This window comes from Ruegeria sp. HKCCA0235A, from assembly GCF_013033235.1.
GTDB lineage: Bacteria > Pseudomonadota > Alphaproteobacteria > Rhodobacterales > Rhodobacteraceae > Ruegeria.
Genome location: NZ_WQDQ01000007.1, coordinates 112,769 through 137,281, shown reverse-complemented (window position 1 = coordinate 137,281; position 24,513 = coordinate 112,769). Strand labels below are relative to the sequence as shown.

20 protein-coding genes are annotated in these 24,513 nt (G+C 59.4%); 11 read left to right on the top strand and 9 right to left on the bottom strand.

What is annotated here, in order from left to right; genetic code table 11:
• Positions 1-29: 29 nt before the first annotated feature.
• Positions 30-908, bottom strand: coding sequence for a glutathione-dependent disulfide-bond oxidoreductase (gene yghU / locus GOW56_RS13610; RefSeq protein WP_171118694.1), 879 nt, complete (start codon positions 906-908; stop codon positions 30-32).
• Between the two features lie 235 nt (positions 909-1,143).
• Between yghU and GOW56_RS13605 the strand changes: the two genes are divergently transcribed.
• Complete coding sequence (locus tag GOW56_RS13605) at positions 1,144-1,662, top strand: YHS domain-containing (seleno)protein (protein WP_171118692.1); 519 nt, start codon at positions 1,144-1,146, stop codon at positions 1,660-1,662.
• Positions 1,663-1,711: 49 nt separating this feature from the next.
• Here GOW56_RS13605 and GOW56_RS13600 read toward each other — a convergent pair whose 3' ends face one another.
• Both GOW56_RS13600 and metF read right to left on the bottom strand, forming a co-directional pair.
• The gene (locus GOW56_RS13600) at positions 1,712-2,377 is read right to left on the bottom strand and encodes a J domain-containing protein (RefSeq protein ID WP_171206234.1); all 666 of its coding nucleotides are present in this window, start codon (positions 2,375-2,377) and stop codon (positions 1,712-1,714) included.
• 230 nt (positions 2,378-2,607) lie between these two features.
• A complete protein-coding gene (gene metF, locus GOW56_RS13595; protein WP_171168860.1) occupies positions 2,608-3,474 on the bottom strand; it encodes a methylenetetrahydrofolate reductase [NAD(P)H] in 867 nt (288 codons plus the stop codon).
• Between the two features lie 94 nt (positions 3,475-3,568).
• Here metF and GOW56_RS13590 point away from each other — a divergent pair, with 94 nt between their 5' ends.
• Both GOW56_RS13590 and GOW56_RS13585 read left to right on the top strand, forming a co-directional pair.
• Entirely contained in the window at positions 3,569-4,474 is a 906-nt protein-coding gene (locus GOW56_RS13590; RefSeq protein WP_171119037.1) for a LysR family transcriptional regulator, read from the top strand.
• A gap of 98 nt (positions 4,475-4,572) precedes the next feature.
• Positions 4,573-5,358, top strand: a complete 786-nt coding sequence (locus GOW56_RS13585; RefSeq protein ID WP_171118687.1) for an inositol monophosphatase family protein — start codon at positions 4,573-4,575, stop codon at positions 5,356-5,358.
• Positions 5,359-5,376: 18 nt separating this feature from the next.
• On the opposite strand, the gene GOW56_RS13580 is transcribed toward GOW56_RS13585, so the two are convergent.
• Complete coding sequence (locus GOW56_RS13580; protein WP_171206233.1) at positions 5,377-6,120, bottom strand: rhomboid family intramembrane serine protease; 744 nt, start codon at positions 6,118-6,120, stop codon at positions 5,377-5,379.
• 42 nt (positions 6,121-6,162) lie between these two features.
• Complete coding sequence (gene putA / locus GOW56_RS13575) at positions 6,163-9,561, bottom strand: bifunctional proline dehydrogenase/L-glutamate gamma-semialdehyde dehydrogenase PutA (protein ID WP_171206232.1); 3,399 nt, start codon at positions 9,559-9,561, stop codon at positions 6,163-6,165.
• Between the two features lie 108 nt (positions 9,562-9,669).
• On the opposite strand from putA, the gene GOW56_RS13570 reads away from it, so the two are divergent.
• Together GOW56_RS13570 and GOW56_RS13565 are read left to right on the top strand one after the other, a co-directional pair.
• Complete coding sequence (locus GOW56_RS13570) at positions 9,670-10,152, top strand: Lrp/AsnC family transcriptional regulator (protein ID WP_171206231.1); 483 nt, start codon at positions 9,670-9,672, stop codon at positions 10,150-10,152.
• 84 nt (positions 10,153-10,236) lie between these two features.
• Positions 10,237-10,749, top strand: coding sequence for a hypothetical protein (locus GOW56_RS13565; protein ID WP_171206230.1), 513 nt, complete (start codon positions 10,237-10,239; stop codon positions 10,747-10,749).
• A 113-nt stretch (positions 10,750-10,862) separates the two neighbouring features.
• Here the strand turns inward: GOW56_RS13565 and GOW56_RS13560 are convergent, their stop codons facing one another.
• On the bottom strand, positions 10,863-11,636 hold the full coding sequence (locus tag GOW56_RS13560; RefSeq protein ID WP_171206229.1) for a FadR/GntR family transcriptional regulator: 774 nt from the start codon (positions 11,634-11,636) through the stop codon (positions 10,863-10,865).
• Between the two features lie 334 nt (positions 11,637-11,970).
• On the opposite strand from GOW56_RS13560, the gene GOW56_RS13555 reads away from it, so the two are divergent.
• From GOW56_RS13555 to dld, 4 genes are all read left to right on the top strand, one after another.
• Positions 11,971-13,020: a TRAP transporter substrate-binding protein gene (locus tag GOW56_RS13555; RefSeq protein ID WP_152458932.1), complete on the top strand. Its 1,050-nt coding sequence runs from the start codon at positions 11,971-11,973 to the stop codon at positions 13,018-13,020.
• Between the two features lie 120 nt (positions 13,021-13,140).
• Positions 13,141-15,204, top strand: a complete 2,064-nt coding sequence (locus tag GOW56_RS13550) for a TRAP transporter large permease subunit (protein ID WP_171206297.1) — start codon at positions 13,141-13,143, stop codon at positions 15,202-15,204.
• 12 nt (positions 15,205-15,216) lie between these two features.
• Positions 15,217-16,368: an alpha-hydroxy acid oxidase gene (locus GOW56_RS13545; protein ID WP_171206228.1), complete on the top strand. Its 1,152-nt coding sequence runs from the start codon at positions 15,217-15,219 to the stop codon at positions 16,366-16,368.
• Positions 16,369-16,386: 18 nt separating this feature from the next.
• A complete protein-coding gene (gene dld, locus GOW56_RS13540; protein ID WP_171206227.1) occupies positions 16,387-18,066 on the top strand; it encodes a D-lactate dehydrogenase in 1,680 nt (559 codons plus the stop codon).
• A 754-nt stretch (positions 18,067-18,820) separates the two neighbouring features.
• Here dld and gph read toward each other — a convergent pair.
• Positions 18,821-19,480, bottom strand: a complete 660-nt coding sequence (gene gph / locus GOW56_RS13535; protein ID WP_171206226.1) for a phosphoglycolate phosphatase — start codon at positions 19,478-19,480, stop codon at positions 18,821-18,823.
• A 206-nt stretch (positions 19,481-19,686) separates the two neighbouring features.
• On the opposite strand from gph, the gene hemP reads away from it, so the two are divergent.
• Positions 19,687-19,854: a hemin uptake protein HemP gene (gene hemP / locus GOW56_RS13530; protein ID WP_083445319.1), complete on the top strand. Its 168-nt coding sequence runs from the start codon at positions 19,687-19,689 to the stop codon at positions 19,852-19,854.
• Positions 19,851-20,327 carry a hypothetical protein gene (locus tag GOW56_RS13525; RefSeq protein WP_171206225.1) on the top strand — a complete coding sequence of 159 codons (477 nt, stop codon included), beginning with the start codon at positions 19,851-19,853 and terminating at the stop codon, positions 20,325-20,327. Before hemP ends, GOW56_RS13525 begins: the two co-directional genes overlap by 4 nt.
• Before the next feature lie 50 nt (positions 20,328-20,377).
• Here the strand turns inward: GOW56_RS13525 and GOW56_RS13520 are convergent, their stop codons facing one another.
• Both GOW56_RS13520 and GOW56_RS13515 read right to left on the bottom strand, forming a co-directional pair.
• Positions 20,378-23,443: an aminotransferase class III-fold pyridoxal phosphate-dependent enzyme gene (locus GOW56_RS13520; protein WP_171206224.1), complete on the bottom strand. Its 3,066-nt coding sequence runs from the start codon at positions 23,441-23,443 to the stop codon at positions 20,378-20,380.
• 102 nt (positions 23,444-23,545) lie between these two features.
• Positions 23,546-24,418 carry an NAD(P)-dependent oxidoreductase gene (locus tag GOW56_RS13515; RefSeq protein ID WP_171206223.1) on the bottom strand — a complete coding sequence of 291 codons (873 nt, stop codon included), beginning with the start codon at positions 24,416-24,418 and terminating at the stop codon, positions 23,546-23,548.
• Between the last annotated feature and the right edge of the window lie 95 nt (positions 24,419-24,513).

The following is a 24,513-nucleotide window of genomic DNA, read 5'->3' as shown; positions in this document are numbered from 1 at the left end:
CACCGCGTGTCGTTGCGCCTGGGATATGTTTATTCCGCCGCCGCTTCCAGCTTGTCCTGCGTGCGGGTTTCGAAATCGCTGGCGTCGTGGCGTTCGTGAAGCTGCGTGTGCGGCTCGCCAAAGGCGCGGTTGACCATGCGGCCACGCTGAACCGCAGGGCGCGCGTCGATTGCCTTGGCCCATCGCATGACGTTCTTGTAGGATTCCACGTCCAAGAACTCTGCCGCGCTGTAAAGGCGGCCCAGAACCAACTGGCCATACCAGGGCCAAATCGCCATGTCCGCGATGGAATAGTTTTCGCCCGCGATGAAGGTTTTTTCCGCCAGTTCACGATCCAAAACATCCAGTTGGCGCTTGGTCTCCATGGCGAAACGGTTGATCGGGTATTCCCATTTCTCGGGTGCATAGGCGTAGAAATGCCCGAACCCACCGCCCAGATACGGCGCGCTGCCCATCTGCCAGAACACCCAGTTCATCACCTCGGTCCGCTCCGGGCCGGATGCGGGCAGAAACGCGCCGAACTTTTCAGCCAGATGGAACAGGATCGAGGCGCTTTCAAAAACACGAACAGGTTTGTCGCCCGACCGATCCCAAAGCGCGGGGATTTTCGAGTTCGGGTTGGCCTCGACAAAGCCCGAGCTGAATTGGTCGCCTTCTCCGATGTTGATCAGCCAGGCGTTGTATTCAGCGCCTTCATGACCAAGTGCCAACAGCTCTTCCAGCATCACCGTGACTTTCACGCCATTAGGTGTCGCGAGCGAGTACAGCTGAAGAGGATGCCGTCCGACCGGCAGGTCCTTGTCATGGGTCGCGCCGGCGATCGGCCGGTTGATGTTGGCGAATTGTCCGCCACTTTTACTGTCCCAGGTCCAGACCGTTGGAGGGGTATACGAGGGTTGGTCGCTCATCTCTTGCCTTTCTTGCCTATGTCAGGGCTGCCATACAGCTAATATTGCAAACCGCCGAGTCCAACCCTACTCAACTGGCGTATTCTGTAACAATCCGCCGCCAAACTCTCACGTTTTCTCGTGTCGGGTCACAGCGGCGTTAGGGGGACTACGCACCGCTTGGGAATCGCATATTGTCCTGTCAGACCTGCCGCAAGGCATCACGGATTTAGTTGACCCGAAAAGGATAGACGACATGAAACGCTTTGCATTGACACTCGCTACGGCCATAGCTCTGGCGGTTCCGGCTTTTGCCGGCCCTCAATATATCGACGGCACAGGTTTTGCTGTTTCGGGTTATGATGTCGTTGCCTATCGCAGCCTGGATCAGATGCCAGTTGGCCAGTCGCAGCCCGAAGGTGTGCGTGGAAATACCAACATCACCGCCGAGTACAACGGTGCGACCTGGGCATTTGCGACCGAGGAAAACCGCGACAAATTCCTTGAAAACCCAGCATACTACGCGCCGCAATATGATGGGCACTGCGCTTACGGCGTGTCGCGTGGTGGCAAGGTTCCTGCAAATCCAAACCTGTGGCGGATCGTGGATGACAAGCTGTATCTCAACATCACCGACGTGGTTGTCGGATTTTTCGAGGAAGACATTCCAGGCAATATCAATCTTGCCGAAGGCAACTGGCCCGGTATCGAACCAAGCGACGCCTCGACCAATGTGATCCCGAAATTCACGTCGGAAGGCCCGGTTTCAAACTGATCCGGCATCAAAAGAACCAAGCCCGGCTGGTCAAGCCGGGCTGAGGCCGTTACCCCGCAAGCCAGAATTGATCCCGAATATCCTGATCGGCATCAAACCTGATCCGTACACTTTTGGCCCCCGGAAACTTCCGTTCGCGGATCGTATCGGGGATGATGACTTCTCCGGCGCCGGTATCTTTTGACTGGAAGCTCAGAATTTCAGCCTCGGTGTGACGCGCGTTGGTCAGGACGGTCGTTGGCAAGGCCACGCGATTTGACCCATGATGCACGGGCGTGGTGACAAAATAGGTCAGATGCCGCCCGTAACACCCGACCGCGTCGGGAACGTGATCCGAGACACATGCATCAGATCTGTCCTGAACATCCGCTTCATCGTGCATTTGCGGCAACCTTTGGTCGGGATTCAGCATCGCCTTGCAGGCGGCGATATCCTCCAGCGGAAGTTCGATGATGCGCTTTTTCAAGCGGGGTCGGCGCGGTTGCGGAGGGCCGGAACTGGCACCACCTTTTGTAACCAACCCTTCCTTGCGCAGAAAATCATATGCCGCTTTGGCGCGCGAAAAACCGGAACTGTCCCCATCCGTATGATCGGGATGTGAATGGAAGGCGATCTGCCTCCAGGCGTCCCTGATCGCTTGGGAACCGGCGCAGGGACTCAACCCCAGATCCGCCAACGCATCCGCGCGCGCCCGCACTTTATCGACAGGTTCCATACTCAAAACACTCTTTACAAACTACACAGAACCAGTGTGGTCACAGTCATAGTTTTGTCAAATTTCAGGGATGATTTGCCGGGCTGGGGACAACAATCGCGATGCTGAGATTCAATTGTCCCTCAAAGGCACCGTTTTACGGGCGGGGTTGTGACACAGTACACATCTTCTGAAACGACAAACGCCCGGGCGTAAACGTAACCCGGGCGAATCATTGGGTTTTTTGAAAGTCAGGCGACGTTTTCCAACTCAACGCTCGGTGTAATGCCCAGTGCAAAGCAGACATCGCGCGTCAGTTCGGGACGGTTCAGGGTATAAAAGTGCAGCTTGTCCACGCCGCCTTCGATCAGGTCTGAACACAGCTCTGTGCAGATTGCCGTGGCCAACAGATCCTCACGCTCGTCGCGCACCGCCTTTTCAAACGCCTGTTCGACCCACTGGGGAATATGCGTGCCACAGCGCTTGGCGAAGTTGCGAGCACCTGCCCAGTTCTCGATCGGCAAGATGCCAGGCACGATCGGTTTGTCGATGCCGGCCTTGACGCAAGCATCGCGGAACCGGAAAAAGGTTTCGGCTTCGAAAAAGAACTGCGTCAGCGCTTCGTCTGCGCCTGCGTCCAGCTTGGCCTTCAGCCAGTCCACATCCGCAGCCATGTTTGCGGCCTCGGGGTGGGTGTCGGGATAGGCCCCGACACGAATGCTGAACATTTCGGTTTCGGCCAGTGCCTCGATCAGTTCGACTGAACTGGAAAACCCGTCGGGGTGCGGCACAAACTTGTCCTGACCCTTCGGCGGGTCGCCGCGCAGGGCGACGATGTCCTGCACGCCGGCGCGCGCAAAGGTGTCTGCGATCTCCAGCGTTTCCTGCCGCGAAGCATCGACACAGGTCAGATGAGCGGCCACGTTCAGGCCCGATGACTTGTGAAGGGTCGAAACCGCGTCGCGTGTCAGTTCACGCGTCGTGCCACCAGCGCCGTAGGTGACGGAAACAAAGCGGGGATCCAAAGGGGCCAATGTCTGGACCGTGTCCCAAAGGCGGAAAGAGGCTTCCAAAGTTTTGGGCGGAAAGAACTCGAAGGAAATTTCAGGTTTGGACATCGTGGCCTCACTGGATCAACTGAGCCTCTTGTGCCATGGCGAGCATTGTGAAACAAACTCATATTACTCAACAACAACATGAATGCTGTTTGAAATGCATATTGAATTCCGGCACCTGCGCACCATCAAGGCGATCCATGAATGCGGCGGGCTGGCCCGCGCTGCGGATCAGTTGAACATCACCCAGTCCGCATTGAGCCATCAAATCAAAGGGTTGGAGGATCAGGCCGGGGTCGAGCTGTTTCTGCGCCGCTCCAAACCCATGAAACTGTCGGCTGCCGGTTTGCGCCTGTTGCGATTGGCCGAGCAGATCCTGCCGCAGGTCGAAGCCGCCCAGAATGAATTTTCTTCGCTGCGGGACGGGCGCACAGGGCGGATGCACATAGCCATTGAATGCCACGCCTGTTTCGAATGGCTGTTCCCGGTGCTCGAATCCTTCAGGAAATCTTGGGGTGACGTCGATGTCGATATCCGCCCCGGTCTGGCCTTCGACGCGCTTCCGGCCTTGCAGAAGGAAGAGGTCGATCTGGTGGTCTCGTCCGATCCCGAAGACCTGCCGGGCGTCGAATTTGTCGAACTTTTTGATTATAACGCGGTGTTTGTGGCCGCTTCGACCCATCCCCTGGCCAAGAAAGGCTTTGTCGAGGCCGAGGATTTTCGCGGCCAGACCCTGATCACCTATCCGGTGGAACGCACGCGTCTGGATGTGTTCAGCCAGCTGTTGATCCCGGCACGGGTTGAGCCTGCAACGATCCGGCAGGTGGAACTGACCGCCGTCATTCTGCTGCTGGTTGCATCGAACCGGGGCATTTCAGTGCTGCCGGATTGGGTCGTGCGCGAGGTCAAATACAACTCGGACTACGTCACCAGACCCTTGACGAAAGAGGGTATTACACGGCGTCTCTATGCCGCGGTCCGGTCGGAAGATCTGGAGAAACCCTTTGTGCAGGAACTGGTGAAACTGGCCCGGGAAGAAGCGCGCAAGCTGCAATCCCAGTAACGGCGTTTCCTGCGGGTCTGTTATGCGCATCATTCCTCTTGGCAAGGGCGCGTTGCGGCAGTATACGCGCGGTTTGACCGGACAGGAGCCTTTTGACAATGGTTGGCAGCGCAAATCTCAACATCATGATCAAGGCCGCGCGCAAGGCGGGGCGTTCTTTGGTCAAGGATTTCCGTGAAGTCGAGAATCTGCAGGTGTCGATGAAAGGTGCCGGTGATTTCGTCTCGAAGGCCGACATCGCCGCCGAAGCCATCCTGAAAGAAGAGCTGCTGGGCGCACGGCCGACCTATGGCTGGCTGGCCGAAGAGGGCGGCTCCATCGATGGCGAGGATCCGACCCGCCGCTGGATCGTCGATCCGCTGGACGGCACCACTAATTTCCTGCACGGCCTGCCGCATTGGGCGATTTCCATAGCACTGGAACACAAGGGCAAGATCGTTGCCGGCGTGATCTATGACGCCGCCAAGGACGAGATGTTCTTTGCTGAAAAGGGTGAGGGCGCCTGGATGAACGACACCCGTATTCGCGTGTCGGGCCGTCATCGCATGATTGAATCGGTCTTCGCGACCGGTTTGCCCTTTGGTGGCCGCTCGGATCTGCCTGCGACTTTGCAGGATCTGGCGCGTCTGATGCCCGCCTGCGCCGGTGTGCGTCGTTGGGGCGCCGCCGCGCTGGATATGGCATACGTGGCCGCAGGCCGATACGAAGGCTTTTGGGAACGCCGCCTGAATGCTTGGGATCTGGCCGCCGGTGTGATCATCGTCAAAGAGGCTGGCGGTTTCGTGCAGGCGCTGAACCCTGAAGGCAACGTGCTGGAAGATGGTGAAGTGATCTGTTCGAACGAACCGATCTTCGATCAGTTCGCCAAGGTGATCCGGGGCTAGGCGCCCTTTGAACCAGCTTTAGCGGCGCGGAACGCGCGGAATGCGGGATTGTGACAGCTTGTACTTCGCCTCCGGGTGGGGCGGGTGTCCATGGGTGCGATCCCAGAACTGAATTCCGCCGCGTCTCAGCCACAGCGGTATGCACAGGAACAGGCCAACGGCAAACCCTCCGGTATGGGCCCAATAGGCGATGCCGCCTTCGTCCGGATTGCTGGTGACGCTGCCAAAGAACTGTATCGCCAGCCAGACGCCCAGCATGATGAAGGCGGGAATGGTAAAGACCCTGAAATAGACGATCAGGATCAGCAGGATATCCACCCGTGCTTTCGGGAACAGCAACAGATACCCGCCCATCACGCCCGCAATCGCGCCCGAGGCCCCAACAGTGGGAACTTGGGACTCGGGCCCGGTGATGACGTGAATCAGGCCCGCGCCGATTCCAGCCGCCATGTAAAACAGCAGGAAGGGCAGATGGCCCATCTCGTCTTCCAGATTGTCACCGAAGATCCAAAGAAACAGCATGTTGCCCGCCAAGTGCATCCACCCCCCGTGCAGGAACATGGATGTCACGAGGGTTTCCAGTCCGAACCCGTCGCTGACCCGCGCCGGGATGATGGCGTAGTCGAAAAACAGCCTGCCGATCCGTGGCCCATCATCCATGATCCCCGCATAGCTGAGGAATATCAGGGTATTGGCCGCCAGCAAGGCATAGACAACATAAGGTGTGCGCCCCGAGGGGTTATGGTCGCGGATCGGAAACATGCCGTGACGCTGGGCTTTTGTGCGTCCAGCGTCAAGGCAAGCTTATGCCGCACCTCCCAACAAAGCTGCGTTTCCGCCCGCCGCGGTCGTGTCCACGCAGACATGGCGTTCACCCAGAACACGCGCGCGGTCGGGCTTGCCGGGTATAAGCGGCAGAATCGGGCCGTCGCGGCGCGCCAGATGCTGTTCGATCAGCCGCGCTGTTTCGTCATCTCCCCACCAAAACACGCCCGAAATGCCGGTCAGGTTTTCCAACCGGTGCAGGTCAAGCATCCCGGTCGCCTGAATGGCGGTGCCACCCAGCGCGAGTACAGCATCGGCCTGCGCACGCGCTGCGGCCTCTCCGGGTCCCAAGCACAGAAGAGGCGGACGGGGATACTCGCTCAGGCGGTTTGATTCACCGGTCGGGCCGGGCAGGGACCGGGTTTTGACCTGCGCAGGTTGACCTTGTGCCGCAGGCAGATCAGCCACGGCGCCCCAGGTATCCGCCGTGCTTTGACGGTCGGGAGCGCAGAACCGGATCATGTAGTTCGGCCCGCCCGCCTTGGGGCCCGTGCCTGACAATCCTTCGCCACCAAAGGGCTGAGACCCGACGATGGCGCCGATCTGGTTGCGGTTCACATAGATGTTGCCCGCATGGATCGCCTCGGTCACATGCTGCACGCGGTCGTCGATGCGGGTGTGCAGGCCGAAGGTCAGGCCGTATCCGGTGGCGTTGATATCGGCGATGATCTTGTCGATCTCTTGCGACTTGAACCGGGCGACGTGCAGCACCGGGCCGAACACCTCGCGTTCCAGCGCGGCGATGCCGGGGATCTCGATCAGTGTCGGAGCAACAAAGATACCTTCGGGCGGCAACGGAAGCTCTTTCAGCACCCGCCCTTCGTGGCGCGCCTTGGTCACATGCTCGGCGATGCCCTGGCGGGCCTGTTCGTCGATCACCGGTCCGCAATCCGTCGACAAAAGCCAGGGGTCGCCGACCGACAGCGCATCCATCGCCCCTTTGAGCATGGTCAGAACGTCATCGGCGATGTCTTCCTGCAAATACAGGCAGCGCAGGGCGGAACAGCGCTGGCCCGCCGACTGAAAGGCGCTTTCGATGATCGACTGCACGGCCTGTTCGGGAAGGGCGGTGCTGTCGACGATCATTGCATTCAGACCGCCGGTTTCCGCGATCAGCGGCGTACCGGGGCGCATGGATCCGGCCATCGCCGCGCGGATTTTCAGCGCGGTGGCTGTTGACCCTGTGAAGGCCACGCCCGAGATGCGTGGATCCGACGTCAGCGCCGCACCCACGGCAGGCCCGCCTGGCAACAGTTGCAGCACGTCGCGCGGCACCCCCGCCTCGTGCATAAGCTGAATGGCACGATGTGCGATCAGGGGCGTCTGGGGCGCAGGCTTGGCCAGAACCGCGTTTCCGGTTGCCAGCGCAGCAGAGATCTGCCCAGAGAAAATCGCCAGCGGGAAGTTCCACGGGCTGATGCAGGTGAAAATCCCCGCGGGTTCGGCATCGGGGATGTTGGCTGCATAGTAACGCAGGAAATCCACCGCCTCGCGCAGTTCGGCCACCGCATCGGGCAGCGACTTCCCAGCCTCACGCGCCAGCAGGGCAAACAACTCGCCATAATGGGCTTCGTAAAGATCGGCTGCGGCATTGAGGATGCGGGCGCGTTCGGCAGCGGGGGCATCCCAGGGGTTGGCCGAGGCCAATGCCATTTCCACATCCGCCGCGCTGGCTGGGGCCACCGCGCCGGGCCTGTCCTGCGGCCGTGCCGGATTGATCACCGGCTCATCCGCATCGGGTTTGGCCGCATCGGCCAGCAAGGGTTGCGCATACCAGTGATGGGCGCGGAACTGATCCCGTGCCGCATCAATCTGATCCAGGGTTGGTGTGTGATGCAGGTCAAAACCCTTGGAATTCGGTCTTTCAGGCTGGAACAATTCCGGCCCGGTCGGCAGTGCGGGCGGAGGGGTCCGGATCGCAACAAACGGATCGGCGGCGACCACTTCCGGTGGCACATCCTCGTCCACAATCTGGTTGACGAAGGATGAATTCGCACCGTTCTCCAACAAGCGCCGAACCAGATAAGCCAGCAAGTCGCGATGCGCCCCGACCGGTGCATAGATGCGGCACCGGGTGTTCTGCTTGTCCATCACGATCTGATGCAAGGTCTCGCCCATGCCGTGCAGGCGCTGGAACTCGAACGGTTGATCTTTGGCCATGTGAAGGATGGCGCTGACCGTGTGCGCGTTGTGCGTGGCAAATTGCGGATAGATCCGATCGGTCATGCCCAGCAGTTTGCGTGCATTGGCGATATAGGAGACGTCGGTTGCCGCCTTGTGCGTGAAGACGGGAAAGCCATCTACCCCTTCTACCTGCGCGCGTTTGATCTCGGTATCCCAATAGGCACCTTTGACCAATCGCACCATAATCCGGCGATCGTGACGTTCGGCCATGCCATACAGCGTATCCAGTACCAGGCCTGCGCGCGGGCCATAGGCCTGAACCACGATGCCAAACCCGTGCCAGCCGGCAAGGGCCGGGTCGGACATCACCGCCTCTATCACCTGCAACGACAGCGACAGGCGATCCGCCTCTTCTGCATCGACGTTCAGGCCCATTCCGGCCGCCTTGGCCAGCAGGGCCAGCGCCCGCAGTCGCGGCACCAGCTCGTCCATCACACGCTGTTCCTGTGCCAGCTCATAACGGGGGTGCAGGGCGGACAGTTTTACCGAAATGCCCGGGTTGGCGCGGATATCGTGATGGGTGCAGGCCTCGGCAATGGCCGAGATTGCGCGGGAATAGGACAGGTGATAGCGCGCCGCGTCCGCTTCGGTTCGGGCTGCTTCGCCCAGCATGTCGTAGGAATAGGTATAGCCTTTCTCCTCCATCCCGCGTGCGCGGTCCATGGCGGACTGAATGGTTTCCCCCAGAACGAACTGCCGGCCCATCTCTTTCATCGCGCGTGCCACGGCAGTGCGGATCACCGGCTCGCCCAACCGCTTGATCGCACCGCGCAGCGCCCCGACCGGAGACGCCTTGCCCTCGTCCAGCACCTTTCCGGTCAACATCAGCGCCCATGTCGAGGCGTTCACCAGCGAGGACGAGGATTGCCCCAGATGCTTGCCCCAATCGGAGGGCGCGATCTTGTCTTCGATCAACGCGTCAATTGTGTCGGCATCCGGCACGCGCAGCAACGCTTCGGCCAGACACATCAGGGCGATGCCTTCGTCGGTGGACAGGCCATATTCGGCCAGAAACACCTCCATCAACCCCGGAGAGGTGCTGGACCGGATATCGCGCACAAGCTGCGCAGCCGCGGCGCCGATGGCGCTGCGATCCGTGTCCGTCAGGCTGGCCTGAGAGATCAGTGTCTCAAGAACTGCCGACTGATCGGCATAGGTGGAAGTATCGATGAGGGTGCGCAGGCTGTGTGACATATGTCCTCCGGTCTTTGTGATAATATAATGCGGAAAAATCAGGACAACGGACTGAGTTTGATGTAATTGAAGGAGAATAACCTGAACTTTTGCCAGCGGACAGTTCAAATGAGTTTTCCTGATCTTGATCGGTTTGACCGGTCGATTCTAAGGATTCTGGCCGAGGACGGCCGTATCTCGGTGGCCGATCTTGCGCGCGAGATCGGGCTGTCAAAATCTCCGACGCAAGCGCGGCTCAAACGGCTGGAGGCGAGCGGAGTGATCACGGGCTATCGGGCGATGCTGGATCCGATCCGGCTGGGCCTGGATCACGTCGCGTTTGTCGAGGTGCGTTTGACCGATACCCGCGAAAAGGCGCTGGCCGAGTTCAACGCAGCCGTCCGCAAAACCGCCGAGGTCGAGCAGGCCCATATGATCGCGTCCAATTTTGACTATCTTCTGAAAGTGCGCACCGCCACGATGTCGGAATACCGCCGTGTATTGGCCGAGAAGATTTCGTCTCTGCCGCATGTCGCCAATACCTCAACTTTTGTTGCGATGGAGGCCGTGAAGGAAACCGGTATGCTGGGCGGTTTTGAACATCAGTCTTGACCCGGCGGAATTTTGGCCCACCCTTGTTGCGTGATGCGAACCTGTGCTGCAACGTTTTTTCTGATCGCGTTTTCATGCTCGGCCATGGCTGAGACATGCCCCACGGCTCCGGATCATTCCGAAGGGGTGAATGCGCTGATCAAGCAGGTCCAAAAGGCGGAATCGCAAGGCGACGCCCGGGTCATCTCGAATCAAATGTGGGAACTCTGGACGGACGCGCCGGATGCCCGGTCGCAGACACTGCTGGACCGGGGAATGGCGCGACGAGAGGCGTGGGATTTGTCGGGCGCATTGGACGATTTCAACCAGCTTGTCGAATATTGCCCGGATTACGCCGAAGGCTACAATCAGCGGGCTTTCGTAAACTACCTGAGGCAGGATTTTGAAGCGGCGCTGCGCGATCTGAATGTCACGATCGAAATGTCGCCAAACCATATCGGTGCGCTGAGTGGGCGGGCTTTGTCCCTGATGGGGTTGAGACGCCTGGAAGACGCGCGTGCAGCACTGTCCGAGGCGCTTGAGCTCAACCCGTGGCTGTCCGAGCGGGCCTTGTTGGAACCCGGCGGCCTTCTGGAACCGCCCGGAGAGGATATCTGACAGCCAGCTCGGGTAAGTTTTGAAACCGGTCGAAAACCGCCAAACAGGAGAGTTTCACGGCCACCTCGGAGACTGGGCCCCGCAATCAGAAAGGCAAATGGGTGACAACGCCGTCAGCGCGACAGTATCCGGCGCTTTTCGGCCATGGCTTCGCGTCGCCGCTGTTCAATCCCGAGTTTGAAGGACTCTTCGACAAAGTCGATGTGATCCGTTGCCGCTTTTTCGGCCCGCTCCTCATCACCTTCGATCACTGCGCGGCCGAGTTCGAGATGTTGCTGCAACAGCTTTTCGCCGGTCCCATCGATCGTGCGCAGGAAGTCGCGATTGTAGAAAACGCCCTTGCGGGTGAGTTCGTAGATCGACGCCATCATGTGGATCAGGGTCGCGTTCTGGCTGGCATCCACAATCGCGGAATGCAGCGCAAAGTCCGCCTCTTGCGAAGCCTTGGTGTCCTGCTCCTGCCAGGCACGCTCGTTTTCATCAAGGATCTCGGAAATCCGTTCCTTGTCTGCCTTGGTGGCGCGACGTGCGGCAAGCCGGGCCGCGAAACCTTCCTGCTCGCGGCGATACTCCAGATAGTCGAAGAAAGCCGGCTCGTGGCGTTCGTACAAAGCAAGAAGCGCGGGCATCATGGCTTGTCCGGTCAGGGCCGCGACGAATGTTCCCTCACCGTGTTGCGTTGTGACCAGCCCGCGTTCTTCCAGCACCTGAAGGGCCTCGCGCAGCTTCGGGCGCGACACGCGCAGCATCTCGGCCAGATCGCGCTCGGAAGGCAGTTTTCGGCCCTGCTTCAGGATGCCCGAAGCGATCAGGTCCTCGACCTGTGAAACCACCGCATCAGCCAGCGATTCGTGTCCAACCGGTTCAAAAATCGCCGTGGTGTTCATGAGATATTGCCCCGTGTGACGCTGAAATAACCAGAATAACTGGTAAACAAAGATAACCATATCCGTTCAGATTTCAAGCGCGAGGCTGTTCTTCCCGAACGTGAATTACGTGTCTGTTTCTGAATGATTTTTGGAGAATCTGTTAGTTTTTGATGCAGTCATATCGGGATTTTGCGTGGCTTGTAGAAGGCGAGATTCCAGTTTCGGTTAGAGTCAGTGGTAAACAAAGTTATTGACTGGTTTTAGCTGGTAAAGTTAGTTTACCACCGGAGCGGCGCTGGAAGAGCCTGCGCCACTGATCGGAGAAAACCCGACCAACCCTGGAGGAGATTTCATGAAGAAGACCCTGACAAGCCTGGCCGTGGCCGCCAGCCTGCTGGCGGCACCCGCAGTTGCGGCGGACAAGCTGCTGCTGAAAACACCGATTGCCTTTTCGACCGAACTGCCGGGCCTGGGTTCGCCTATTCCACGTGTGGCTGATCAGCTGGAACTGATGTCCGGTGGCACGTTGAAGATGAAGGTGTACGAGCCGGGAAAACTGGTGCCGCCCTTCGAAATTCTGGACGCCGTGTCCACAGGCAAGATCAACTCGGGCTACACCACGGCTGGTTACTGGGCCGGGAAAATCCCGGCTGCTCCGCTGTTCTCGGCCGTGCCGTTCGGCCCCGAGGCGGGCGAATACATGGCTTGGCTGTATTATGGCAACGGCATGACCCTGTATCAGGAGATGTATGATCAGGCCGGTTACAACGTCAAAGTACTGCCCTGCGCCATCATCGCGCCGGAAACCTCGGGCTGGTTCGCGTCCGAAATCAATTCGCCCGAGGACCTGAACGGGCTGAAGATGCGTTTCTTTGGTCTGGGCGGCAAGGTGATGCAAAAACTGGGTGTGGCGACCTCGCTGCTGCCAGGTGGCGAGATCTTCCCCGCATTGGAAAAAGGCGCGATTGACGCGACCGAGTTTTCAATGCCTGCCATCGACGCGCGCCTGGGCTTCCACAAGCTGGTCAAGTTCAACTATTTCCCGGGCTGGCATCAGCAGGCGACCGTGTTTGAACTGCTGATCAACAAGGACGTCTGGAACGAAACCAGCGATCAGCACAAGGCAATCATCGAAAGCGCCTGCAAGGCTTCGATGGCGGACAGCTTTGCCGAAGGCGAAGCCATCCAGCACGCGGCCCTGATCGACAACGTTGAAAACAACGGCGTCACCATAAAGCAGTGGTCACCCGAGATGCTGGATACCTTCCGCGCGACCTGGGAAGAGGTTGCCGCAGAAGAAGCCGCCAATGATGCCTTCTTTGCCAAGGTTCTGGCCGACATGAACGAATTCCGTGACGGCTATAACCTCTGGAAGACGAACGCCTTCCTCCCACGTCAGTAATCTCTCCCTCACTGACGTTGCCGGGGCGGCCCGATCCGCCGCTCCGGTTCCTGCTTTTCGATCTTCGGACTTTCTAACCTTTCACTACCCGTATTCCGGGTTGCTGAGCGAGGAATGACCATGACCACCCAAAAGAACCTCAACGATCCGGTCGAAGCCTATGAAGGCATCCTGGAACACCCCGATTCCGACCGCCAGAAAATCGCCGTCGCGATCGACGCCGGGGTCAAGGCTGTGGGTCATGTCGTCATGTGGGCCAATGTCCTGCTGATGGGCGCGATCTTCGCACAGGTCTCGCTGCGCTACCTGTTCAGCCAGAACTACCCGAAACTGGATGAGATCCAGTGGCATTTCTATGGAATCGTCACGATGATCGGCATCTCGTATGCCCTGATCACCGACAGCCATGTGCGTGTGGACGTCCTGCATATGCAGCTTTCGCGCCGCGCGCAGCGGATCATCGAAGTGATCGGCATCCTGACCCTGCTGACCCCGTTCATCTATCTGATGGTCGATCAGGGCTATGATTATTTCTACGAAAGCTTCCGCGTCAACGAACGCTCGGACAGCCCAACTGGCCTGCCTGCACGCTGGGCTTTCAAGGCGGTTATCCCGATCAGCTTTGTGCTGTTGGCTCTGGCGGCGTTGGCGCGGCTGATCCACGACGGGCACGCGCTGATCTACGGGCCGGCCTCGGAACGTGAAGGCGCGCCGCTGCGCCGTATTCTGCTGGTTCTGGCCGTGTTCGCCGCTGTTTGCGTGGGCTTGACCTTCCTTGTCGAAACGACCGAGGAAAAGCTGGTCATAGCGATGTTCCTGACCTTCATTGCGCTGCTGTTCACTGGCTATCCGGTGGCATGGGTGCTGGCGGGTGTCGGTGTGGCTTATTGCGGTCTGGCTTACCTGTTCGACAACGATCTTATGCTGTGGACGGGTCTTGAGAGCACCTTTACCGGGCTCGATTACCTGACCCTGGGTGCTGTGGTGAACCGCGTTTATGCCACCATGTCTAACGCAGTTCTGGTTGCGCTCCCGATGTTCATCTTCATGGGGCTGATGCTGGACGAATCCGGAGTGGCCGAGCGTCTGATGTCCTCGATGCAGCGCCTGTTCGGGACGGTGCGCGGAGGACTGGCCATCACCGTGACCCTGATCGGGATCATTCTGGCGGCCTCGACCGGCATCATTGGTGCCTCGGTTGTTCTGCTGGGCGTGCTGTCGCTGCCGTCGATGATGCAGCAGAAGTACCAGCCGACGCTGGCGGCGGGCGTGGTTTCGGCCTCGGGGACATTGGGCATTCTGATCCCGCCCTCGATCATGCTGGTGATCATGGCCGATCAAATGGCCCTGTCAGTCGGTGACCTGTTCATGGCCGCGGTTTTCCCGGGCGTGATCATCGGCGCCTTGTATCTGACCTACATCTTCATTCTGGCTCTGGTGAAACGCGACGCGGCCCCCGTACCCGAAGGCGCGAAAGCCCCCGACTGGGCAGCCGTGAAGGACGTGCTGATCGCAGTCATCCCGACGCTGATGCTGATCCTTGCCGTGTTGGGGTCGATCTTTGCCGGTCTGACCACGCCAACCGAAGCGTCCGGCATCGGTGCCTTGGGTGCGACCCTGCTGGCGCTGGGCTATCGCAAGCTGACCTTTGCCAAACTGTGGAACGTGTTGGTGTCGACCTTCAACACCACCGCCTATATCTTTGCGATCTTCCTCGGTGCGACTGTGTTTTCCTATGTCCTGCGCGAGTTGGGCGGGGATGAGCTGATCGAACACGTGGTGCAATCCACCGGCTTTGGCGCCAACGGGACAATTCTGTTCATCCTGTTCATCGTCTTCCTGCTGGGCTTCGTACTGGACTGGATCGAGATCACGCTGATCGTGCTGCCCCTGATGCGCCCCATCGTGAACGGTCTGGGCATCGATATCCCCGGCTTTGGCGTTCTGGATGAACCGGCGCTGGTGTGGTTTGTGATCCTGGTTGCGGTGACGCTGCAAACCAGCTTCCTGACGCCGCCCGTTGGCTTTGCCTTGTTCTATCTCAAAGGTGTTTGCCCACCAGAGATCAAGCTGACGCATATCTACAAGGGCATCATCCCATTTGTCCTGCTGCAATTGACCGGATTGGCGCTAGTGTTTCTGTGGCCGACCCTTGCCACCTGGTTGCCGTCGGTCGCCTACTAAGGAGCTTATCGGATGCGCCTGAGCCAATGTCATAACTTCCACGACTTCCGGCGGCTGGCCAAGCAACGACTGCCGGGGCCGATCTTCAATTACATCGACGGTGGCGCGGATGATGAGGTGACGTACCGGGAAAACACCAAGGCGTTCGACCGCTGCGATCTGTTGCCTTCGGTCCTGCGTGGGGTTTCGGACGTGGACATGTCCGTCACTGTGATGGGGCAGAAACTGGACATGCCGGTCTATTGCTCACCCACCGCGTTGCAACGCCTGTTCCACCATCAGGGCGAGCGCGCCGTCGCGGCGGCGGCCGAGAAATACGGCACCATGTTCGGAGTTTCCTCTCTGGGAACCGTCTCGCTGGAGGAGCTGCGCCAAAAACACAAGAACCCGCAGGTCTATCAATTCTACTTTCACAAGGATCGCGGGTTGAACGCCGCCATGATGCAGCGCGCCAAAGAGGCCGGTGTCGAGGTCATGATGCTGACCGTCGATAGCATCACCGGCGGCAACCGCGAGCGTGATCTGCGCACGGGGTTCTCGATCCCGTTCCGCTTGACGCTGGGCGGCATGATACAGTTTGCGATCAAGCCGATGTGGGGGATCAACTATGTCACCCATGAAAAGTTCCGGCTGCCTCAGCTTGAGGAACATGTGGATATGGGCGGTGGGGCCAGTTCGATTGGCGGGTATTTCACCGATATGCTCGATCCGTCGATGGACTGGGATGACGTGGCGCAGATGGTGCGCGACTGGGATGGTCAGTTCTGCCTGAAGGGGATCATGACCGTCGAAGATGCCAAACGCGCGGCTGAGATCGGTTGCACCGGCATCATCCTGTCGAACCACGGTGGCCGCCAACTGGACGGATCGCGCACGCCGTTCGATCAACTGGCCGAGATTGTCGATGCCGTCGGCGACAAGCTGGACGTGATGATGGACAGCGGCATTCAGCGTGGCACCCATGTGCTTAAGGCGCTGTCGATCGGGGCCAAAGCCGTGGGTATCGGGCGGCACTACCTGTATCCTCTCGCTGCCGCGGGGCAGGCTGGGGTCGAACGGGCCCTTGGGCTGATGCGTGCCGAGATCGAGCGCGACATGAAGCTGATGGGTGTCACCAGTGTTGGCCAGCTCAGCCGCGAAAATATTCGTTTCCGCAATCCCTAACCCGAAACGGGGGCCGTTATGACCAATGACGCGTTGATCAAACATTTCCGCTCTATCGTCGGTACGCGTCACGTGCTGATTGGAGAGCGCGCGACAGAGCGCTTTCGGCGCGGTTTCCGCTCGGGCGAGGGTGAGGCGCTGTGCGTCGTTCAGCCGGGGACTCTGCTGGAGCAATGGAAGATCCTGCAAGCCTGCGTTGCAGCCGACAAGATCGTCATCATGCAGGCGGCCAATACTGGCCTGACCGAAGGGTCTACGCCGTCCGGCACCTATGACCGTGACGTAGTTCTGATCAACACGCGTCGGATGGATACTCTGGTGCCCTTGAACGACGCAGAGCAGATCGTCAGCTTTCCGGGCGCCACGCTTTTTGCGTTGGAAAAACTGTTGGCCCCGTTCGGACGCGAGCCGCATTCGGTGATCGGTTCGTCCTGCATCGGCGCGTCGATCGTGGGTGGGGTATGCAACAATTCCGGCGGTTCTCTGGTAGAGCGCGGTCCGGTTTACACGGAACTTTCCGTCTATGCCCAAATCACCGAACAGGGTGAATTGGAACTGGTCAACCATCTGGGCATCGATCTGGGCAGCACGCCAGAAGAGATCCTTGCAAACCTCGATGCAGGCAGGTTCGAACGCAATCCCGGGGCAACCAACAAACGCGCGTCGGCCAGCGACTACGCACAGATCGTGCGGGACGTGAATGCGGAAACGCCTGCGCGGTTCAATGCGGACAAGGCCAAGCTTTTCGAATCTTCGGGCTCGGCCGGGAAGCTGGCCGTTTTTGCCGTGCGCCTTGACACCTTTCCCAAGAACGAGGTCGAGAAGGTGTTCTATGTGGGCACCAACAATCCCGACGATCTGGCGGACCTGCGGCGCCACATATTGTCAGAGTTCAAATCGCTGCCGGTTTCGGCCGAATACATGCATCGCGAAGCGTTCGATATTGCAGCACGCTATGGCAAGGACACGGTCGTGATGATCGACAAGCTTGGCACGGACCGTCTGCCGATGTTCTTTGCGATGAAAGGCGCCGTGGATGCACGCCTGCGGCGCATTCCGTTTTTGCGAAATTTCACTGATCGTTTCATGCAGGCAGCAATAGCTTTGTGGCCCCGTGTACTGCCCAAACGGATGACGGACTTCCGCGACAAATACGAACATCACCTCATCCTGAAAATGAAGGATGAAGGTGTGTCCGAGGCCGCTGAGTGGTTGCCGCGATTTCTGAGTGACCGGGATGGCGGATTTTTCGAATGTGATGCGCGCGAGGCCAGGATCGCAGGCCTTCATCGTTTTGCGGCGGCTGGCGCGGCGGTGCGTTACATGGCGATCCATTCGGACGACGTCGAAGATATCATCGCACTTGACGTCGCACTGCGCCGCAACGACCAGGACTGGCTAGAGAAGCTGCCGCCTGAGATCGAAGACCAGTTGGTTCACAAACTCTATTACGGGCACTTTATGTGCCACGTGATGCATCAAGACTACATAGTCAAAAAAGGGGCTGACCCAAAAGCTCTGAAGGCCGCAATGTTGAAACTGTTTGACGAACGCGGCGCGGAATACCCTGCTGAACATAACGTGGGGCACCTTTACAAGGCCAAGCCGGACCTGGCGGCACATTACAAATGCTGTGACCCGACCAACGCGTTCAATCCGGGTATCGGCAAAATGTCCAAGGCGAAGAATTACCAATAGCCGGTTTTCCTGCGCGGCAGGGTGCTGTGAAAACGGCCGACAGATTCGTCGGGTTGTGATGAACAGGGTGTTGGTGCCCGACAGCCTGATATCCTGAGCGCAACCCGGCACGCATCTGCCGCGCAGAAGGCTGCTAGAACCGATTGAACGTCGCGTGCCAGGTGTAGGGAAGATTCGGAAAGCGCAGTCGGGGTCGACGGAGTCGGCAAGGAATCTCGCGTTGAGGCGCGGAATTCAGCCGCGTTTGGCGCAGATCGTTTGGTTTTGAGTATCACACACACGCAATTGTCAGGCTGTCCGGGATCTGAACCGGCGGTTTCATGCGGTCAATTGGCAGAGCACCTTTCTGTTCAGGTAATTTCAGGGTCGCGTGATTTCTGACAGGTTTTCCTAGGGTTACCCTTGGCTTGCAATCGGCTTGCAGATCATCCCTGCGAAGCTGCGGGCCAGAAGCCCGTCTTGCATGCGAAAATTTGCAGATGACCGGGGCCGGAAAAACGCCATTTATCCCTTATTTTTCGCGTTTTTTGGGGAACTACGGGAAACCCCCAATTTCGCGCCGCGACAAACAGGGGTAAACATAACTTACCGTACTTACCACACAAACACACACGGTATTAACTTTCCCCGATGAGGGGCTGGCCACACCCCCTCGGCCGGCCCCTCTTAACTTTTGGGGGTCATGGCAGTCGGGGTCGGTGGCCATGCGGATCGCTACGGGCGTCGAAGGGCGCGATGATCTTCGCGACCGGCGTCAGCTTTTGATCAATTTGGCGACGAGGGCGGGCAAATCTTGTGATGCACCATAGGCCAGGGTGTGTGGAATTTCGGCGACCGGCGTCTTCCGGTATCCTTCTGTAAACAGCAAAAACGGGATCTTCGCACGCGCAGCCGTTTCCGCGTCAACTTCGCTGTCGCCGACGAACAGACGCGGGCCGGACGTCTGAAGCGCATCGAAGCTTGCGAACAGATGGTTGGGGTCCGGTTTTCGCGTCGAAAGGCTGTCGCCACCCAGAACCGCGTCGAAATACCGGGACAGGTTCAGTGCTTCCAGCACATGCCGCGCCGGTGTTTCGGGTTTGTTGGTGCAGACGCCCAGAACGCATCCCATTTGCTGCAATTTGGCCAATGCCTCTGGGATGCCGGGGTAGGGAACAGTCGTTTCGCTGGCCGCGGAATTGTAGTGTTTGAGGGTCAGTTGGGTCAGTTCCGCGTGGCGATCCAGCGGTAGCCCGCAATGCCGGATCATACGTTCGACCAGCTTGGGTAAACCGTTGCCGACGAATCCTTTGATGATATCCGTCGCCAATGGATCATGCCCAACGTCGTTCAGCGTGCGGTTGGCCGCCGCCGCCAGATCGCCCAGGCTGTCCACCAGCGTTCCGTCCAGATCGAATACAACTGCTGCGGTCATGTTTGCTTGCCCTTCATCGCCCGACCCAAGACCTAACCCGCCCTGTACCGGGGGGCAATCGCCTGTTTCAAAACGATGCTTGACAATCCTTACTAAAATAATCAGATTAAGCGGCAGGAACAGAAAGCCAGCCCTTTCGGGGTCAGCCAAATCAATTGAAACGCGATAGATATGGCACCATGCCGAAACGCTCTGGAGATGTCCCGATGAACGTACAGAACCCGACCCCAACCCAAGGTTACGCTGTCTCGATGCTTCCCGCGCACAAGGCCGAGGATCTGACCAAGGGCGGCAACCTAGCCCATATAGAACTTGGCGATCAACTCTATACCCTGCGCATCACCCGTGCAGGCAAACTGATCCTGACGAAATGAGCGCGCCTTTCAAGCGCGGCGGCGCAGCGGTTGGCCGCCTTGCCGATCTCGATCCCATCGAAGCGGGTGCCGTGATGTATCTGCGGATGTGGAGCGAAGGCGAGGGCGGTCGTGCCGACGCTGCCAGCGATTTCCAAGTCGCGCTGGGCGCGGATTGCGGGCGTGCGGCAATGCTGACTTTGGATCGCTTGTGCTCGCTATGCGCCACCCATGGCCGCCGCCCCCTGATCCGGCATGGTCTTGGATGTGCGTGCCTTGGCGCGGATGAGAATTGCTTTGCACAGATGATCGCGGCAGCGTCCGAAGGGGCGCGTGAAGATGCGATGATGCTGGCGTCTTTGATCGTACGTCCGGATTTTGCCCCCGCGCTGGCATCCCTGTCGGAAGAACTGGGGCTGACTCTCAGACGTATGACCGCAGATTTCAAAATGCCGACCACCGGCCACCAGACCCCCTCGGCCGTGCTCCACTGACCCTGTGTGTGAAACGGTTGAACCCCGGCGATGCGCCGGGGTTTTTTCGTTCAGCAGCACCCGCATCCGGCATGGTGATGGTCATGATCGCAAACAGGGGCAGGGGTAAAGTCGCCCACCTCGGACAACACATCCCGCAGCGCCCACAGGATCATGTCAACATCCTCGGCCTCGATGGTCAGGGGCGGGCGGATTTTCAGGGTGTTGTCCCTGGGCCCTTCGCTGCCGATCAGGATGCGGTGATCGCGCATCCGGTTTTTGACATAGCTGCAAATCTCGGTGCCTTCGCTTCCATCGGGGTTGATCAGTTCCACGCCGAGAAACAGCCCCATACCCCGCACGTCGCCAACGCAACCAAAGTCGGCTTCGATCTGGCGCAGCCCCGCCATCAGACGATCCCCCATCCGGCGGGCATTGTCCTGCAACCCCTCGTCATCGACGATATCCAGCACCTCTTTGCCGATCCGGCAGGACAGGGTCGAGCCGCCAAAGGTCGAAAAGAACTCGATCCCGTTGTTGAAGCTGTCCGCGATCTCTTTGGTCGTCACCAGCACGCCCAGCGGGTGCCCGTTGCCGATTGGCTTGCCCATCACCACGATATCCGGAACCGCGCCCTGGTGTTCGAAGCCAAAATAGTATTCGCCCAGTCGTCCCAGACCTGTCTGCACCTCATCGGCGATGCAAACGCCGCCGGCAGCACGGATTTTTTCGTAAACCGCAGGCAGATAGCCCTTGGGCGGAATGATCTGGCCGCCGACCGACGGGAAGGTTTCCGCGATGAAACCGGCCACGCCCTGTCCCCGGTCCCGAAGGGCCGCAATCGCCGGATCGACAAGATCAGCAAATTTCTGTGCCCGGTCCGCATCGTCACGCCTGAATGACCCGCGATAGTCATCGGCAACCTCGACCAGTTCAACCCAGTCGGCTTTCCCAATGCCGCCCGGTTTGTTGAATTTGTAGGCCGAGATCGCCACCGCAGCGTTCGTGTTCCCGTGATAGCCGTGATCCGGCGTCACGATCCCCTTCGCGCCGGTATGGGCGCGGGCCAGCCGCAGGGCCAGTTCGTTTGCCTCGGTTCCCGAATTGACGAAAAAGCAGACCTGTAGGTAATCCGGCATCTTCGACAGGATCTTGTCGGCAAATTCCACCTGTGCCGGATGCAGATAGCGGGTGTTCGAGTTCATCCGCTTCAACTGGTCCGCAGCCACGGCCTGAATGCGCGGATGGGCATGGCCCACATGCGGGACGTTGTTGTAGGCATCCAGATAAGGGCGGCCCCATTCGTCGAACAGGTGATGCTTCCAGCCGCGCACCAGCATGACCGGATCGTCATAGGTCAAGGATAAGTTGCCCCCGAAAAGCGCCCGCCGTTTGTGCAGGATGTCCGCTTTGTCAGTGGGGTGATAGAACACCTTGTCATCCGGCAGGTTCAGCAACGCCGCCGGGTTCGGGCAGACCGCGTGCCACAGCTCCAGTTCGTCCGGGTTTCCGACACCGGGCCAGTCCGCTTCCATGCCATCGGTGGTCAGGGCCAGCTGGAAATGCACATGCGGGGCCCATCCGCCATTCTGGCCGGCATCGCCCAACCGCGCAAACGCGGCCCCCTGTGCCACCGGGTCGCCGGGTTTCAGCCGATCACAGCATTCCGGGTCCAGATGGCCATAGAGCGTATAGAACGGGTCGCCTTCAGGCGTTTCGTGATGCAGGATGATCACCCCGCCGTAATCAAGGTGCTGGTCGCGGTTTTCGACCACTTCGACCCGCCCGCTCATCGGTGCATGCAGAACCGTCCCGGCAGGCGCGAACACATCCACGGCCAGATGAACCGTCCGCCTGTCCGAGGCTTTCCACGGGCCCTTGCGAAACCCCGGCTCGGCATAGATCAGGCGGGGCTCGTTATAGTAACCCAGCCACAGGTCCTGCCCGTATTCCTCGCCAACGCGCGCGGCCTCGGCCAAAGGCATGTGGAATGGGTCTTGCGGCCAGACGCAGTTTTCGACCGAAAGCGAGCCCATGGGCACACCGCCCAGGTCCTGGCCGAACATGTCGGCAAAATGTCCCCGGTGTTCCTGAAGATAGGCGTGGATGCGTTCAGCCCCATCAACCACGGGCAAGCCGCAAGCCGCCCGCAACCGCGCCGACATCAGCCCGCCATTGACGGATGTGTTCTCAAGGAACCGCCAAGCGGGCGCCTGAGAGATCGTCACATAGGGATCATCCGGATTCTCGGCCGCCATCAGGGTCGAGTTGACGACCGACACGGCAAGCCGCATCCTCAGCAACGGCCAGATCAGGTCAACCTCATCCGCCCGCAGCCGATTGGCCGCGTGATAGCCCTTTACCAACGCAGCCAGTGCCCGTTCCGGTTTGGGGTGATCCAGCACGACATACGCGCCGGCAATCGCCAGATCGCAGATGCGCGGCGCGGCGCACATGTCGCCCAGATCGGTCAGGCCCGAGATCCGCCGCCGCTCGCTCAGTTCCCCTTCGACCAGAATGTTGTAGTCATTGGCGTCATTGTGGATGGCCTGTTTCGGAAGATCCGCAAGGACATCCGCGATTGCAGCGAACCCCTCACAGATTTCCGTCAGCAGCGCCCGCCGCGCGGGGTCAGAGATCGCGTTTAACTTGTCAGCAATCCAGCCCGCCTGCATCAGGTCCCATTTGAAACCGGTCCGGTGCAACCCTTCATGCTCAAACCCTTCCAGGGCCCGGTCGGTTGCCCCCAATACGCGGCCCAGTTTCAGGATCAGCTCTTCGGATTTTGGGGCGGCCTTCGCGTAACATTGGCCCGGCAGGCACTCCAACAGCCAAACCAGCCTGCGCTGTCCTTCAGAATCGGCAATCTCGGGCAACATTTCGCCGGTCAGATCAGGGAATACCTTGGGAAACGGCAATCCCGGTGCCTCAGAAGCGATATGCGCCAGCGCCTTGATTTGCAGATCAACCAGATCCGCATCGCATCCGGCCCGCATGGCCTTCAGCACATAATCCTGACCATTGGTGGCGTGCACTCGAAAGTTCAGATCATATTCACCATCCAACCGCGTCAAACGGGCGTCCAGCCCCCAGAGCTGCCGCAGCGCGGCCGTCCAAAAAGCACTCAAATCGTCCATTCCCGTCTCCGCTCCGAACGCGCCGGAGCCCTCTTCATCTGGCCAAAATATCCTCGGGGGGAATCGCGCCTTGGCGCGATGGGGGGCAGACAGCCCCCCGCGTTACCCCATGGCCCGCAGGCGCTTGATCAACGACGAGGTGTCCCAGCGGCCACCACCCAGTTTCTGCACATCCTTGTAAAACTGATCGACCAGAGCGGTGACGGGCAGGGACGCACCGGTTTCATTGGAGGTATCCAGACAGATACCCAGATCCTTGCGCATCCAGTCGACGGCAAAGCCATGTTCGAAGTGATCATCCAGCATGGTCTCATACCGGTTTGCCATCTGCCAGCTGCCCGCCGCGCCCTGGCTGATCACCTCGACCACGGCCCTTCCGTCCAGCCCGGCCTTTTCGGCGAAGTGCAATGCTTCGCTCAGGCCCTGAACCAACCCTGCGATGGCAATCTGGTTGCACATCTTGGTCATCTGGCCCGCGCCGCTGTCCCCGATCCGGCGGCAGATCTTAGCATAGACCTGCATCACCGGTTCAGCCGCATCATACGCCGCCTGATCTCCGCCGCACATGATTGACAGAACACCGTTTTCGGCGCCTGCCTGGCCGCCCGAGATCGGCGCGTCCACGAAGGCGATACCCTGTGATTGGCCGGCAGCGTACAATTCCCGTGTGACTTTTGCAGAAACCGTGGTGTGGTCGACGAAAACAGCCCCGTTGGACATGCCGCGAAATGCGCCGTCCTCGCCCGTGCAAACCATGCACAGATCGTCGTCATTGCCGACGCAGGCCATCACAAATTCGGCGCCTTCAGCCGCGTCTTTCGGGGTGGCCGCCATCGATCCGCCATGCTGCTTTACCCAGGCTTCGGCCTTGGCAGCTGTGCGGTTGTAGACGGTGACGTCATGACCTGCGGCGTGAAGATGCCCAGCCATGGGATAGCCCATGACGCCCAAGCCAAGGAACGCGACTTTTGCCATTTTGTGATCCTCTCCGCTGTTCGGTCGGCTTCAGCGGTGCGTGCCTGGCCGAAATGTTTGGCGAAGACAAAGCAAAGCTGCGCCCAAAGGGCAAC

Excerpts from the sequence above, each read along its gene's own strand:
- yghU (WP_171118694.1), bottom strand. The coding sequence starts at position 908 with ATGAGCGACCAACCCTCGTATACCCCTCCAACGGTCTGGACCTGGGAC.
- GOW56_RS13605 (WP_171118692.1), top strand. The coding sequence starts at position 1,144 with ATGAAACGCTTTGCATTGACACTCGCTACGGCCATAGCTCTGGCGGTT.
- GOW56_RS13600 (WP_171206234.1), bottom strand. The coding sequence starts at position 2,377 with ATGGAACCTGTCGATAAAGTGCGGGCGCGCGCGGATGCGTTGGCGGAT.
- metF (WP_171168860.1), bottom strand. The coding sequence starts at position 3,474 with ATGTCCAAACCTGAAATTTCCTTCGAGTTCTTTCCGCCCAAAACTTTG.
- GOW56_RS13590 (WP_171119037.1), top strand. The coding sequence starts at position 3,569 with ATGCATATTGAATTCCGGCACCTGCGCACCATCAAGGCGATCCATGAA.
- GOW56_RS13585 (WP_171118687.1), top strand. The coding sequence starts at position 4,573 with ATGGTTGGCAGCGCAAATCTCAACATCATGATCAAGGCCGCGCGCAAG.
- GOW56_RS13580 (WP_171206233.1), bottom strand. The coding sequence starts at position 6,120 with ATGTTTCCGATCCGCGACCATAACCCCTCGGGGCGCACACCTTATGTT.
- putA (WP_171206232.1), bottom strand. The coding sequence starts at position 9,561 with ATGTCACACAGCCTGCGCACCCTCATCGATACTTCCACCTATGCCGAT.
- GOW56_RS13570 (WP_171206231.1), top strand. The coding sequence starts at position 9,670 with ATGAGTTTTCCTGATCTTGATCGGTTTGACCGGTCGATTCTAAGGATT.
- GOW56_RS13565 (WP_171206230.1), top strand. The coding sequence starts at position 10,237 with ATGGCTGAGACATGCCCCACGGCTCCGGATCATTCCGAAGGGGTGAAT.
- GOW56_RS13560 (WP_171206229.1), bottom strand. The coding sequence starts at position 11,636 with ATGAACACCACGGCGATTTTTGAACCGGTTGGACACGAATCGCTGGCT.
- GOW56_RS13555 (WP_152458932.1), top strand. The coding sequence starts at position 11,971 with ATGAAGAAGACCCTGACAAGCCTGGCCGTGGCCGCCAGCCTGCTGGCG.
- GOW56_RS13550 (WP_171206297.1), top strand. The coding sequence starts at position 13,141 with ATGACCACCCAAAAGAACCTCAACGATCCGGTCGAAGCCTATGAAGGC.
- GOW56_RS13545 (WP_171206228.1), top strand. The coding sequence starts at position 15,217 with ATGCGCCTGAGCCAATGTCATAACTTCCACGACTTCCGGCGGCTGGCC.
- dld (WP_171206227.1), top strand. The coding sequence starts at position 16,387 with ATGACCAATGACGCGTTGATCAAACATTTCCGCTCTATCGTCGGTACG.
- gph (WP_171206226.1), bottom strand. The coding sequence starts at position 19,480 with ATGACCGCAGCAGTTGTATTCGATCTGGACGGAACGCTGGTGGACAGC.
- hemP (WP_083445319.1), top strand. The coding sequence starts at position 19,687 with ATGAACGTACAGAACCCGACCCCAACCCAAGGTTACGCTGTCTCGATG.
- GOW56_RS13525 (WP_171206225.1), top strand. The coding sequence starts at position 19,851 with ATGAGCGCGCCTTTCAAGCGCGGCGGCGCAGCGGTTGGCCGCCTTGCC.
- GOW56_RS13520 (WP_171206224.1), bottom strand. The coding sequence starts at position 23,443 with ATGGACGATTTGAGTGCTTTTTGGACGGCCGCGCTGCGGCAGCTCTGG.
- GOW56_RS13515 (WP_171206223.1), bottom strand. The coding sequence starts at position 24,418 with ATGGCAAAAGTCGCGTTCCTTGGCTTGGGCGTCATGGGCTATCCCATG.